This window comes from Lentzea sp. NPDC051213 (assembly GCF_044455585.1).
Taxonomy (GTDB): Bacteria; Actinomycetota; Actinomycetes; order Mycobacteriales; family Pseudonocardiaceae; genus Lentzea.
In genome coordinates this window covers 1,474,460-1,487,581 of sequence record NZ_JBITEX010000001.1, presented here as the reverse complement: position 1 = coordinate 1,487,581, position 13,122 = coordinate 1,474,460, and the positions used below count along the sequence as shown (strand labels likewise).

General features: G+C 68.8%; 13 protein-coding genes. 8 read left to right on the top strand and 5 right to left on the bottom strand.

The annotated features are described in order from the left end of the window. Positions 1-25: 25 nt before the first annotated feature. Together ACIA8G_RS06470 and ACIA8G_RS06465 are read left to right on the top strand one after the other, a co-directional pair. Entirely contained in the window at positions 26-397 is a 372-nt protein-coding gene (locus ACIA8G_RS06470; protein WP_396417215.1) for a YciI family protein, read from the top strand. Then, positions 394-1,572 carry an RNA polymerase sigma factor gene (locus ACIA8G_RS06465; RefSeq protein ID WP_396417214.1) on the top strand — a complete coding sequence of 393 codons (1,179 nt, stop codon included), beginning with the start codon at positions 394-396 and terminating at the stop codon, positions 1,570-1,572. The genes ACIA8G_RS06470 and ACIA8G_RS06465 overlap by 4 nt, the downstream gene beginning before the upstream one ends. Here ACIA8G_RS06465 and ACIA8G_RS06460 read toward each other — a convergent pair. Genes ACIA8G_RS06460 through ACIA8G_RS06450 form a run of 3 tightly spaced genes read right to left on the bottom strand, consistent with a single transcriptional unit; the run spans position 1,544 to position 4,120 of the window. Continuing rightward, positions 1,544-2,236, bottom strand: coding sequence for a histidine phosphatase family protein (locus tag ACIA8G_RS06460; protein ID WP_396417213.1), 693 nt, complete (start codon positions 2,234-2,236; stop codon positions 1,544-1,546). The two genes, ACIA8G_RS06465 and ACIA8G_RS06460, sit on opposite strands and share 29 nt — an antisense overlap. 10 nt (positions 2,237-2,246) lie before the next feature. Continuing rightward, positions 2,247-3,074 (bottom strand): undecaprenyl-diphosphate phosphatase, encoded by an 828-nt coding sequence (locus tag ACIA8G_RS06455; protein WP_396417212.1) that lies wholly within the window; start codon positions 3,072-3,074, stop codon positions 2,247-2,249. After that, positions 3,071-4,120 (bottom strand): LLM class F420-dependent oxidoreductase, encoded by a 1,050-nt coding sequence (locus tag ACIA8G_RS06450; RefSeq protein ID WP_396417211.1) that lies wholly within the window; start codon positions 4,118-4,120, stop codon positions 3,071-3,073. Before ACIA8G_RS06450 ends, ACIA8G_RS06455 begins: the two co-directional genes overlap by 4 nt. Before the next feature lie 72 nt (positions 4,121-4,192). Between ACIA8G_RS06450 and ACIA8G_RS06445 the strand changes: the two genes are divergently transcribed. Continuing rightward, positions 4,193-5,158, top strand: a complete 966-nt coding sequence (locus ACIA8G_RS06445; RefSeq protein WP_396417210.1) for an aldo/keto reductase — start codon at positions 4,193-4,195, stop codon at positions 5,156-5,158. A 52-nt stretch (positions 5,159-5,210) separates the two neighbouring features. Here the strand turns inward: ACIA8G_RS06445 and ACIA8G_RS06440 are convergent, their stop codons facing one another. Then, positions 5,211-5,765 carry an RICIN domain-containing protein gene (locus ACIA8G_RS06440; RefSeq protein ID WP_396417209.1) on the bottom strand — a complete coding sequence of 185 codons (555 nt, stop codon included), beginning with the start codon at positions 5,763-5,765 and terminating at the stop codon, positions 5,211-5,213. Positions 5,766-5,938: 173 nt separating this feature from the next. Between ACIA8G_RS06440 and ACIA8G_RS06435 the strand changes: the two genes are divergently transcribed. From ACIA8G_RS06435 to ACIA8G_RS06425, 3 genes are all read left to right on the top strand, one after another. Continuing rightward, complete coding sequence (locus ACIA8G_RS06435) at positions 5,939-6,619, top strand: carbonic anhydrase (RefSeq protein ID WP_396417327.1); 681 nt, start codon at positions 5,939-5,941, stop codon at positions 6,617-6,619. A 133-nt stretch (positions 6,620-6,752) separates the two neighbouring features. Continuing rightward, positions 6,753-7,409: a YncE family protein gene (locus ACIA8G_RS06430; RefSeq protein ID WP_396417208.1), complete on the top strand. Its 657-nt coding sequence runs from the start codon at positions 6,753-6,755 to the stop codon at positions 7,407-7,409. Continuing rightward, a complete protein-coding gene (locus tag ACIA8G_RS06425) occupies positions 7,406-7,618 on the top strand; it encodes a DUF5703 family protein (protein WP_396417207.1) in 213 nt (70 codons plus the stop codon). The genes ACIA8G_RS06430 and ACIA8G_RS06425 overlap by 4 nt, the downstream gene beginning before the upstream one ends. On the opposite strand, the gene ACIA8G_RS06420 is transcribed toward ACIA8G_RS06425, so the two are convergent. Further along, entirely contained in the window at positions 7,611-8,552 is a 942-nt protein-coding gene (locus tag ACIA8G_RS06420) for an aldo/keto reductase (protein ID WP_396417206.1), read from the bottom strand. The two genes, ACIA8G_RS06425 and ACIA8G_RS06420, sit on opposite strands and share 8 nt — an antisense overlap. Positions 8,553-8,622: 70 nt before the next feature. Here ACIA8G_RS06420 and ACIA8G_RS06415 point away from each other — a divergent pair, with 70 nt between their 5' ends. Both ACIA8G_RS06415 and ACIA8G_RS06410 read left to right on the top strand, forming a co-directional pair. Beyond that, a complete protein-coding gene (locus tag ACIA8G_RS06415) occupies positions 8,623-9,351 on the top strand; it encodes a helix-turn-helix transcriptional regulator (protein WP_396417205.1) in 729 nt (242 codons plus the stop codon). A gap of 46 nt (positions 9,352-9,397) precedes the next feature. Next, entirely contained in the window at positions 9,398-13,060 is a 3,663-nt protein-coding gene (locus ACIA8G_RS06410; RefSeq protein ID WP_396417204.1) for a hypothetical protein, read from the top strand. Positions 13,061-13,122 lie beyond the last annotated feature (62 nt).

Sequence of the window (13,122 nt, the reverse complement as noted above, 5' to 3'; positions counted from 1 at the left end):
CAGCCGACGAGCATGGAGGCCGGAAGTGAAGTACCTGATCCTGATCTACAGCAACCCGAAGTCGCGCGCCGCGTGGGAGAAGCTGACCGACGAGCAGCAGATGCAGTTCGGGCAGGACCACTACGACCTGACCGACAAACTGCGCGCCTCCGGTGAGCTGGTCGTCAGCGAGGGTCTCGCGGGGCCGGAGACCGGTAAGGGTGTCAGCATCCGAAACGGCGAGGTCGTCGTCACCGACGGGCCGTTCGCCGAGGCCAAGGAGTACCTGGCCGGGTTCTACCTGGTCGAGGCCGACACGATCGACCAGGTCATCGCCCACGCGGCGACGTTGCCTGACGCGCACAACGACGGCATCGAGATCCGGCCCATCTTCGACATGAGCATGCTGGACCTGTGAGAAGCACGCCGGAGATCGACGGCCTGCTGCGCGAGCTCGCGCCGCAGGTCCTCGGCGTGCTCGTCCGCCGGCACGGCCAGTTCGACGTGTGCGAGGACGCCGTGCAGGAGGCGCTGCTCGGTGCCGCCCAGCAGTGGCCGGTGGAAGGCGTGCCTGCCAACCCCAAGGGGTGGCTGATCACGGCGGGGAGCCGGAGGTGGATCGAGCAGTACCGGTCGGACACGGCACGGCGTCAGCGCGAGGAGAAGGTCGTCGCGCTCACGCCCGCCCCGCCGGATCCGGTGCCGGCGCAGGACGACACGCTCACGATCCTCGCGCTGTGCTGCCACGAGAGCCTCACCACGGCCTCGCAGATCGCCCTGACGCTCCGCGCGGTCGGGGGCCTGACGACGGCGGAGATCGCGCGGGCGTTCCTCGTGCCGGAAGCGACGGTGGCGCAACGGATCAGCCGCGCCAAGCAGAAGATCAAGGGAGCCGGATTCCGGCCACCGCGGGACCTGACCGCGGTGCTGCACGTGCTGTACCTGATCTTCACCGAGGGCTCCACCGCGAGCTCCGGCGACGACCTGGTCCGCGTCGACCTCACCGCGGAGGCCATCCGCCTGACCAGACAGCTCCACCGCAGGCGCCCCGGCGACGGCGAACTCACCGGGCTGCTCGCGTTGATGCTGCTCACCGACGCCCGCCGGCCCGCCCGCACCGACGAGCAGGGCGCCCTGATCCCGCTCGCCGAGCAGGACCGCCGGAAATGGGACGAGCACGCCATCGCGGAAGGCACCGAACTCATCCGCCACGCGCTGCAAACCACGACAGTCGGCCCGTACCAGCTGCAGGCGGCGATCGCCGCCGTCCACGCGGACGCGAAAGCCGCCGACGACACCGACTGGCCCGAGATCCTGGGCCTCTACGACCTGCTCACCGTCACCGCGCCCGGCCCGATGGTGGCGCTGAACCGCATCGTCGCGGTGGCCATGGTCCACGGCCCGCAACAAGCGCTCGACGAACTGTCCACACTGGACCTTGAGCACTACCGCGTGCACGCTGTCAAGGCACATCTCCTTGACCTGCAAGGAGAACACGAAGCAGCCCGGCAGAAGTACGAGCAGGCGGCGAAGCTGACGCTGAGCGCGCCGGAGAAGCGCTACCTCAGCTCCCGGTCGCGCCGCCCACGGTAGCGTCCGACGACGGCTCCTCCTGCGGCGGCGCCTTCGGCACCACACCCGCCAGATCCCCGCCGTTGTCGTTGGTCCGCAACACGAACGGCCGCGTCAGCGTGTACTGCACCACCGAGATCGAACACGGATCCACCACGATGCGCTGAAACCCGTCCAAATGCACGCCCAGAGCATCGGCCAGCACCGACTTGATCACATCGCCGTGCGAGCACAACACCCACACCGCACCAGGACCGTGCTCCTCGGTGATCCGGGCGTCGTGCGCACGCACCGCCGCGACCGCGCGCGCCTGCACGTGCGCCAGACCCTCACCCTCGGGGAACACCGCGGCGGAAGGATGCTGCTGCACAACAGCCCACAACGGCTCGTTGTACAGATCCTTCAACGCCTTACCGGTCCACGCGCCGTAGTCCACTTCGGACAGATCCGGCTCCGCGACCGCCTCCAGCGAACGATCCGCCAGCAACGGCGCCAGCGTCTCCTCACACCGCTGCAGAGGAGACGACACCACCGCCGCGACCGGGATGTCCTTCAACCGCGACACCAACGCCGCGGCCTGCGCCTGCCCGCGCTCGTCCAGCCCGACACCCAGGGAACGCCCGGCGAGCACACCGGAACCATTGGCGGTCGAACGCGCATGTCGAAGCAGGATCACCGTGGCCACGGCACCCACCTTAGATCGGCTGCAGCAACCCCATCGACAGCAGCCCCATCAGCACGAGACCCAGCATCAACCGGTACCACACGAACGCCGAGTAAGAGTGCTTCGAAACGTACTTCAGCAACCACGCGATCGTCGCGTACCCGACCACGAACGAGATCACCGTCGCCACGATCATCTGCGGAATCGACGCCTGCACACCCGTGCCCGACCGCTCCAGCACGTCCGGGATCGAGAACAACCCCGCCCCGAACACCGCCGGAATCGCCAGCAGGAACGAGTACCGCGCCGCCGCCTCCCGGTTCAACCCCAGGAACAGACCCGCGGTCAGCGTGCCACCGGAACGGGACACGCCCGGGATGAGCGCCAGCGCCTGCGCCAGCCCCATCCCGATCGCGTCCTTCATCCGCAGCTCGTCACGCTGGTGCTTGGCCAGCTGGTCCGCCAGACCCAGCAACAGACCGAACACCACCAGCATCGTCGCGGTGATCCACAGGTTCCGCGCCGACGTCCGGATCTCGTCCTTCAGCAGATAGCCGAGAACCGAGATCGGCACGGAACCGATGATCACGTACCACGCCAGCTTGTAGTCCTTCTCCTTGCGCGCCTCCGCGCTGAACAACCCGCGGAACCAGGCGGAGATGAACCGCCCGATGTCCTTCGCGAAGTAGATCAGCACCGCCACCTCGGTACCCAGCTGGATGACCGCGGTGAACGACGCACCCGCATCGTTGCCGAAGAACAGCGTCGACGTGATGCGCAGGTGCGCCGAGGAAGAAATGGGCAGGAATTCCGTCAGTCCTTGGACAAGTCCGAGAACCAGAGCCTGCAACCAGCTCAACTACCCACTCCTGCCAGATCCAGAGCTTCGGCCGCGGTACGAAGACCCGCGATCCCCTGCTCCAGATCTTGCAGCATCGGCGAAACGGACAGCGTGGTGACCCCCGCGGCAGCGAGAGCCTTCATCTTGTCTGCTATGCGCTCCTTCGGACCCAGAAGCGACGTCGCGTCCAGGAACTCCAGCGGGATCGCCGCCATCGCACCCGCGTAGTCACGGGCCAGGTACTTGTCCTGGATCTCCTCCGCCTGAGCGGGGAAACCCATCCGCACCATCAGGTTGTTGTAGAAGTTCTGCTTACGAGAACCCATGCCACCGACGTACAGCGCCGTGTACGCGCGCACCGGGTCCGCACACGCCTTCCAGTCGTCACCGACGATCAACGGCACCGTCGCCGCCACGTCGAAGCCGTCCAGTGTCTTGCCGACCATCTCCCGACCGGCCTTCACACTCGCCAGCGACTCGCTCGAGTGATCCGGCGAGAAGAAGATCGCCAGCCACCCGTCCGCGATCTCACCCGTGAGCTCCAGGTTCTTCGGACCCACAGCCGCCAGGTAGATCGGAATCTGCTCCCGCACCGGGTGCACCGTCAGCTGCAACGCCTTACCGGGACCATCCGGCAGCGGCAACGTGTAGTGCTCACCCTCGTACCGCAGCTTCTCGCGGGTCAGCGCCTTCTTCACGATCTCGACGTACTCACGCGTCCTGGCCAGCGGCTTGTCGAACCGCACACCGTGCCAGCCCTCAGACACCTGAGGACCCGACACACCCAGGCCCATCCGGAACCGCCCACCGGACAACGTGTCCAAAGTGGCCCCGGTCATCGCGGCCATCGCCGGCGTCCTCGCCGGAATCTGGAAGATCGCGCTACCGACGTCGATGCGTTCGGTCTGCGCGGCCACCCACGCGAGCACCGTCGGCGCATCGGAGCCGTAGGCCTCCGCGGCCCACACCACCGAAAAGCCGAGGCGGTCGGCCTCTTTGGCCAGCTCAAGGTTCGCGGCGTCGTTGCCGGCGCCCCAGTATCCGAGGTTCAGTCCGAGCTTCACACGGCGAGACCCTACCGGTCAGTAACACCGATTGCCAGGCTCAGCCGATGATCACCCCTTAGCATCGCGCACGTGGAACAGCGATACCTCGGCCGCAGCGGCCTCCGCGTGTCCAGGACGGCACTGGGCACGATGACGTGGGGCCGCGACACCGACGCGGACGAGGCCGCCACCCAACTCATGGCCTTCGCCGACGCCGGCGGCACCCTCATCGACACCGCCGACGTGTACACCGACGGCGAAGCCGAACGCATCCTCGGCAGCCTGCTCAGCGAAGTCGTCCCCCGCGAAGAACTCGTCATCGCCACCAAAGCCGTCGCGCGCCGCACCGAAGGCCCCTTCGGCGGCGGCGCCTCCCGCGGCGCACTCCTCACCGCCCTCGACGGCTCACTTCGCCGCATCGGCGTCGACCACATCGACCTCTGGCAACTCCACGCCTGGGACGCAGGCGTCCCCGTCGAAGAGACCCTGTCCGCCGTCGACCACGCCATCACCTCCGGCAAAGTCCGCTACGCCGGCGTCTCCAACTACAGCGGCTGGCAACTGGCCACCGCCGCCATGACCCCCACGACCTACCCGATCATCTCCACCCAGGTCGAATACTCCCTGCTCGAACGCGGCATCGAACGCGAAGTCGCCCCCGCGGCGCTGCACCACGGCATCGGACTGCTGCCCTGGGCACCCCTCGGCCGCGGCGTCCTCACCGGCAAATACCGCAACGGCACCCCACCCGACTCCCGCGGCGCCTCCGCCCACTTCGCCGGCTACGTCGAACAGCACCGCACCGAGCGAGCCGCCCGAATCGTGCAAGCCGTGACCACCGCAGCCGACGGCCTGGGCTCCTCCGCACTGTGCGTCTCCCTGGCCTGGGTGCGGGATCGGCCCGGAGTCATCGCACCGGTCGTCGGTGCACGCGACACCAACCAGCTCATCGCCTCGCTCGAGGCCGAACAACTGACGTTGCCGCCCGCGATCAGGGCGGCATTGGACGACGTCAGCGCCATCGAACTGGCCTACCCCGAACGCCCCATGCCCTGAAAACGACCGTGGGGCACAGGCCGAAACCCGTGCCCCACAACCTCGAACTCACTCAGTCACCCGGACAAACCGGGATCGCGGACTCGCAGTGAATCCGCCAGTACTGGTCCAGGGTCTTGTGACCGTGGAAGTGGTACAGCATCACCCGAGAACCCGCGGTGTCGGTCGGCGCGTGAACCGACAACACGAAGTTGCTGTCGAACGAGCGCACAACCTTCGCGTGATCCTCCTTGTAGATCTGCCACCGCTGGGCAGAGTGCGTCGGAAGACAGTCCCACTGCTCCACGTACTGCACATCCCTCACCCTGCCCTCGTTGGGCCAGAGGCACAGCTGACTGTTCAGGTTGACCAGCGCGTTCGGGTCTTCCCTCGGCGCGACGCCCCAACGCCAGAACTGAGCGGGATCATCCAGGCAGTACGTCTGGATCGCTCGGCCCTTCCTGGTCGTCTGATTCCCGGAGATGTCCAGGCACATGTTGCTGAACGTGTTCTGGATCTTGAAGTAGCCAGGTGGTGCCGCGAACGCGGCCGGGCTGACCGCCACCACCGCACCGGCGGCGAGCACCGTCGACACGGCCACGCCGCAAAGCTTCCGAATGAATCCCATGACGAACACCATTCAGTCACGGTGAGTAGTCCGCCAAAACGAGTTCCACTGTTCAGCGACCACGGAACGAACAATCCCAAACGATTGACACCGCCACCCCGAACAGTGATCAACACGGCACTTTGACCACCCCGAGACATTAGGCCGAACGGAGTAGGTCTACCTTGCGCGCCGTGCCCGAATTAACACGCCGCGCATTCGTCGGCCTCTCCGCAACCGCCCTGGTCAGCGCACCCGCCGCCAGCGCCCACCCCCGCGCGGCCGACGACGCCTGGAACCGCCTCCTCGAAGGCAACGCCCGGTTCGTCGAAGGCCGCCAGATCCACCCCCACGCCACCGGCCACTGGCGCGAAACGCTCGTCGACGGCCAGCACCCCTTCGCCTGCGTGCTCGGCTGCGCCGACTCCCGCGTCCCACCCGAGATCGTCTTCGACGACGGCCTCGGCGACATCTTCACCATCCGCGCCGCCGGCGAGGTCCTCGACTCCAGCGTCATCGGCAGCATCGAGTACGCCGTCGAACACCTCCACGTACCGCTCGTCGTCGTGCTCGGCCACGCCAGCTGCGGCGCCGTCAGCGCCACCATCGACGTAGTACGCGGAAAAGGCCACGTCACCGGCGACATCAGCACACTGGTCCGCACCATCGAACCCGCCGTCCGCGCCACCGCTCCGCACGCCGACGAACGCTCCTTCCTCGCCGCGTGCGTCGCCGAACAGGCCCTCCGCACCGCCGCGATCCTGCAAGAACGAAGCGTGATCATCCGATCCGCCATCAGCCGAGGCGCCCTCGGTCTCGTTGCGGCTTCGTACGACTTGAGCTCGGGCCGGGTAGTACGACTCGACAAACCTTAGTTTTAGCCTGCACTGAAGCAATAAAGATAACTGCATCGAGGCGTCCGAACGGGGTTTCACACCACCCCTTACGTGACCTATGACCGCCTGTCAGGGATGCTGGAGGGCCAGTACCTCGGGAAGGGAACCGATCTTGCGCCGGCTCGTAGCTCTGATCTTGACCACCGCCACGCTGGCAGCGTGCGGCCAGAGCGAGGGGTCACAGGATCCGCTGCAGGTCGCCGAGACGCTCGAGGCGGCCAAACCCGCCCACTCCCCCGCCCAGAACGGCACCCCGCCCGGCGACATCACGCCGGGCGGAAGCTTCACCGAGGGCGACACCACGCTGAAGTTCCAGGTCAACGGCCGCAACGTCCAGCTCGACCGGCTGCGCAGCGCGGTGTTCGAGATGACCACAGACGACAAGGGCGCCGAGGTCCGCGGCCCCGGCCTGCGTGCGGGCGACGGCGCCACCAACGGCGTCCCCGACCGCTTCGGCCGCCTGCTCGTCGTCGACACGCGCGGCGGGGAGTTCATCGCGTTCTCGATCAACCCGCTGATCATGCGCCAGCGCTTCCCCATGCCCGGCACGCCGTACGGCATCGCCTACGACGCCAAGCGCGACATCGCGTGGATCACCCTCACCGAGCGCAACGAGGTCGTAGGACTCAACGTCGCCGCTGGAGAACCCACCGAGAAGCACCGGTTCTCCACCGTGCGTCAGCCGAACACGGTCAGCGTCGACCAGGAATCCGGACGGGTCACGGTCACGTCCGGCGACAACGGAGGGATACAGGTGATCTCACCATGAACGAAGGGGTGATCGACGGGGACTGGGAGTACCGGCCGCTGCGTCTGCCGCCCGGTGTCTCCCGCCGCACCGCGACCACGCAGTTGGCCATCCAAGCCGAGTTCGCGGGCTGGGAACTGTCCCGCACGCTGCTCTTCGGCGACGGCTCCCGCAAAGTCTGGCTCCGCCGCAAAGTCCAGCCCGCGTTGCTGCCAGGCCTGATCACATAACCACGCCGGAACCGAACGCGAACGGGCTCGCCTCGCACTCCGCGATGAAGTCCGCCGGAAAGCCCCGCTCGAACGGGGCCGCCGCCTCCAGGCGTGCGACCGATTCCGGCGGCAGAACAAGATCCAGCGCGCCCAGGCAGTCGCTCAGCTGCTCCGGCGTGCGCGCCCCCACCAGCGGCAACACCCCATCACGCCGCACCCACGCCAGCGCTACCTGCGCCGGAGTCGAGCCCAGCTCCTCCGCCACCGCCCGCACCGCCGACGCCACGCTCCCCTCCCGCTCGGTCAGCTGATCGAACCGCTGCGTGCCACCGGACAACTTCCCCGCGGCCAGCGGCGCCCACGCCGCCACGCTCAGCCCCAGCGCGTCCGCCATCGGCAACAGCTCCCGCTCGACATCGCGCTGCAGCAGGTTGTACGGCACCTGCAACCCCGAGAACGGCGTCCAGTCCCGCCACTCCGCCAGCGTGTTCGCCCGCGCCACGAACCACGCCGGCGCGTCCGACACCCCGACGTAGAGCACCTTCCCCGCCCGCACCACGTCGTCCAGCGCCCGCATCGTCTCCTCCGCCGGCGTGTGGCGATCCCACAGATGCACCCACAACACGTCCACGTAGTCCGTGCGCAGCCGCCGCAGGCTCTGCTCCAGCGACAGCACCAGGTTCTTGCGATGGTTGCCGCCCGCGTTCGGATCAGCGGCGTCCCTGGTCAACGTGTACTTCGTCGCCACCACGAACCGGTCCCGCCCGCGCAGCACCGCACCCAGGACCTCCTCGCTCTCCCCGTACGCCGACGCCGTGTCGACGAAGTTCCCGCCCGCGTCGGCGTACACGTCGAGCACGCGCCGCGCGGTCTCCTCCGAGCGCAACGTCATGGTGCCCAGCAGCAACTCGGAGACGCGCAGGCCGGTCCGGCCGAACAGTCGGTATCGCATGATCCACAGCATCACCCGGGACCGCGCGACGAAGGGAGTCCCGCTCAGGGCCCCTCTAGACTCGCCGATCATGGCCGACAACGCCCTGGGCCGGTTCCTGCGCGCCCGCCGCGAAGCCACCACACCACCGGACACCCACCGCCGCCGCACCCCCGGCCTGCGCCGCGGTGAGCTCGCCGACCGCGCGGGCATCAGCGTCGAGTACCTCACCCGCCTCGAACGCGGCACCGACCGCTCCCCCTCCGGCCAGGTCCTCGCCTCCCTCGCCGACGCACTGGACCTCAGCCCGGACGAGCGCGTGCACCTGTACCGCCTCATCAAGGCGGACAGCACTTGTGGCGCACCACCGCCGTCGCGGCTGCGACCGACCGTCACGGCCGTCCTGGACGCGCTCGAACCGACTCCCGCGTGCGTCCTCTCCCCCGCGGGCGACGTCCTCGCGTGCACCACCGGGTTCCGCGAGATCGCGGGACCGCTCATGGACGACGAACCCAACCTCGTCCGCTTCGCGTTCAGCCCCGAGGCCAAGGCCTACCACCCGGACTGGGAGCAGATCGCGAACGACCGCGCCGCCGGGCTCCGCGCGGCCGCGGACCTCGGAGACCACGCCGCCACCGTGCTCGCGTTCGAGCTCTCCATCACCGCCGGCGCCACCTTCACCGACCGCTACAACGCCGCCGCGGCCCTGCCACCGGCGCACGGGACCGAACTCTGGGGCCCCTTCCTCGTGGCGTTCGAGACGCTTTTCCTGCCAGGTGAGGACGAGCATCGGGTGATGATTTACTTCATTCAACACTGAAGCTATAGAGAGTGACGAGCCGAAGACGGATGGAACAATCTTCGTCATGCCTCGCCCGGAACGACCGCTCGACCCCTTCGCCGGGCCTGTCGAACAATTCGCCTTCGACCTCCGCAAGCTCCGCGAGAAGGCCGGCTCCCCCGGCTACCGCGACCTCGGCAAACTCAGCCACTACTCCGCCAGCACCCTCGCCGACGCCGCCCGCGGCCAGCGGCTGCCGAGCCTCGCCGTCACCCTCGCGTTCGTCCGGGCCTGCGGCGGCGACGAGGAGCAGTGGGAACAGCGCTGGCGCGAGATCAGCGAGACCGACACGGAGCTACCGGCCGGCGACTCCCCCTACGTGGGCCTCAAGGCGTTCACCGAGCAGGACGCCGACCGCTTCTTCGGGCGTGAGCGGCTCGTCGGCAAGCTGCTGGGCAAGCTCGAGCACCACGACACGGTGCTGGTCATCGGTGCGTCAGGGTCAGGCAAGTCCTCGCTGCTGCGGGCCGGGCTGCTGGCGCGCAAGGACGGCGAGCTGATCACCCCCGGCACGCACACCGACGTCCCCCAGACCGGCGGACTGCTGGTCGTCGACCAGTTCGAGGAGATCTTCGCGCTGCCGGACCGCGACCGGTTCATCGACGACCTCACCGGCCGCGAGGGCCAGACCGTCATCGGCCTGCGCGCCGACTTCTACGGCCACGTCGCCCGCTACCCCGCCCTGGTCACCGCGCTCGAGGACGCCCAGGTCGTGGTCGGCCCGATGACCACCGACGAGCTGCGCAAGGCCATCACGCAGCCCGCCGTCGAGGTCGGCTGCGCGCTCGAGACCGGTCTGGTCGCCCGGCTCATCGCGGACGCCACCGGCGAACCGGGCGTCCTGCCCCACGTCAGCCACGCGCTGCTCGAAACGTGGCAACGCAAGCGCGGCAACACCCTCACCCTCACCAGCTACCACGAGAGCGGCGGCATCGCCCGCGCCGTCGCGAACACCGCCGAGAACGCCTACACCGGCCTCGGCGAGCCCGAGCAGGCCAAGGCCCGCCAGGTGTTCCTGCGGCTGGTCAACCCCGGCGAAGGCACCGAGGACACCAAACGCCGCGTCCAGCGCTCCGAACTCGCGGCCGACGACGTCGTCGAACACCTGGCGAACGCCCGCATCCTCACCGTCGACGACGACGGCGTCGAGATCAGCCACGAGGCCGTCATCCGCAGCTGGCCCCGGCTGCGCGACTGGCTCGCCGAGGCACGCGACGACCTGCGCGTGCACCGCAGGCTCACCGCCGCGGCCGCGGACTGGGAAGCGCACCACCGCGACCCCGGCTCGCTCTACCGCGGCGTGCCGCTCGAACAGTCCACCGACTGGGCCCAGCGCGAGCCCGGCGCCCTCAACCCCCAGGAGCAGGCGTTCCTCGACGCCAGCACCGCCGCCGCCGAACACGAACGGGCCGCCGAGAAACGCCGCACCACCAACCTGCGCCGCGTGGTGGCCCTCCTGGCCGTGCTGCTGCTCGTCGCCACCACCGCGACCGTGTTCGCCGTGCGCGCGCAGCGTCAGACCGACGAACAGCAGGTCCTCGCCCTCGCACAGAAGGCCATCGCAGAGGCCAACGGACTGCAGGACAGCGACCCCGGCCTCGCCTCCCAGCTCCGCCTCGCCGCCTACCGCCTCACCGGTCTCCCGGCCGCCCGCGACGCGCTGCTCAGCACGTTCGCCGCTCCCCAGGTCACCCTCGTCAAGGGCCACACCGACGCCACCTCGTACGCGTTGTTCCGGCCGGACGGCAAGGTCATGGCCACGGCAGGCGACGACAAGGTCGTGATCCTGTGGGACTTCGCCGACCCCCACCACCCCGCCGAGCTCGGCCGCGTCCCCGCGGGTGACGACGCCACCCACCACATGGTGTTCAGCACCGACGGCAAAACGCTGGTCACCGCGAACTGGGACGGCATCGTCCGCCTCTACGACGTCGCCGATCCCCGCAAACCGGCGGAGAAGGCCAAGCTCAGCGGCCACATCGGCCAGGTCCAGGCCATCGCGCTGACGACGGACGGCCGCACCCTCATCAGCAGCGGCGACGACAAGACGGTCCGGATGTGGGACCTCTCCGCCTCCCCCGCGACCCTCGTCCGCACGATCCAGGCCCACGACGACAACGTCCACGGCCTCGCCCTGAACCCCGCGGGCACCACCGTCGCCACCGCGTCCTGGGACGGCTCCGCCAAGCTCTGGGACCTCGCCACCGGCGAGCACCTCAGCACCGTCGATCCCAACAACGGCGACTTCTCCTCCGACTCCGTCGGCTTCTCCCCCGACGGCCGCGTCATGGCCACCGGTTACGACAACGGCGAGGTCCGGCTCTGGGACGTCACCAACCCGCGTCAGCCGAACCAGATCGGCACGGCCACCGGCCACGTCTTCTCCGTGCACACCTTGGCCTTCTCCCCCGACGGGCGGTTCCTCGCGACCGCGGGCGGTGACAAGAGCACCCGGCTGTGGGACGTCACCGACCCCGCGAAAGTCCGGCTCGCCGCCCAGCTGTTCGGTCACACCGACACCCTGTGGTCGCTGACCTTCAGCCCCGACTCCAAGCACCTGGCCACCACCAGCACCGACACGAACATCCGCGTGCTCGACCTCGCCAACCTCACCTACGGCCACCACTCGTGGACGGTGTGGGAGGTGAGGTACGACCCGCGCGGCCGGTTCTTCGCCACGGTGTCCTCCGACGGCACCCTGCGGCTCTGGAAGCCGGAGGACCTGCACGCCCAGGAGGTGGCCAGCATCCCCCCGGAGGCACCGGGGCGCGAGGCGGTCACCGTCGCCGTCCACCCCCAGCGCGACATCATCTTCGGGGGCAGGTTCGGGGCGACCCCAGGACAGGGCGAGAACGCGCTCTGGGACGTCAGCGACATCACCAAACCCCGCCAGCTCGCACCGGTGCCGACCCAGGCCGACTGGACCGCCGCCAGCACCTTCAGCCACGACGGCAGGCTGCTCGCCCTCGCCGAGCACACCGGCATCATCCAGCTCTGGAACGTCGCCGACCCGGCCGTGCCGACGAAGATCGGCCAGTTCACCATCCCCTCCGCCGAGACGATCCAGCAGATCGCGTTCAAGGACGACGACAGCACGCTCGCCATCGCGAGCGGCGGCCGTGAGCTCCAGCTGTGGGACGTCGCCGATCCCACCAAGCCGCGCGCCTATCCCGCGTTGCGCACCGACGACAACTCCCGCCCCATCCAGCGCGGCGGCCAGTCAGGCCGCTCGGAGGTCCTGGGGGTCGTGATGCACGGCAACATCATGGCGTTCTCGAACATGGACGGGACCGCCGTGGTCTACGACATCAGCGACCCGGCTCAGCCGCGCAGGCTCAGCAGCCTGCCGAACAGCGGCGCGCCGTTGCAGCGCCTCACCTTCTCCCCCGACGGCACGTTGATCGCCGCCGGCACGACCGACGACGTGGTGCGGATCTGGGACGTCCGCGACCCTCGCAACCCGGTCGAGCACGCTGTGCTGAGCGGCCACGCGGACCGGGTCTGGGGCGTCGACTTCGGACCGGACAGCCGCAGCCTGGCGACCACCGGCGCCGACCGGACCGTGCGCGTCTGGGACATCGACGTGGAGGCGACCGCCTCCCGCGTCTGCAGGATTACGACGGCGCGCCTGTCCACTCAACGCTGGGAGCACTACTTCCCCGGTGTCGACCCGAGGCCTCTCTGCTGAACAACATCCTCACCGTTCCTCTCTCGACCCCATTTGTAGTGCGAAAACGTTGTGTGGTGTCG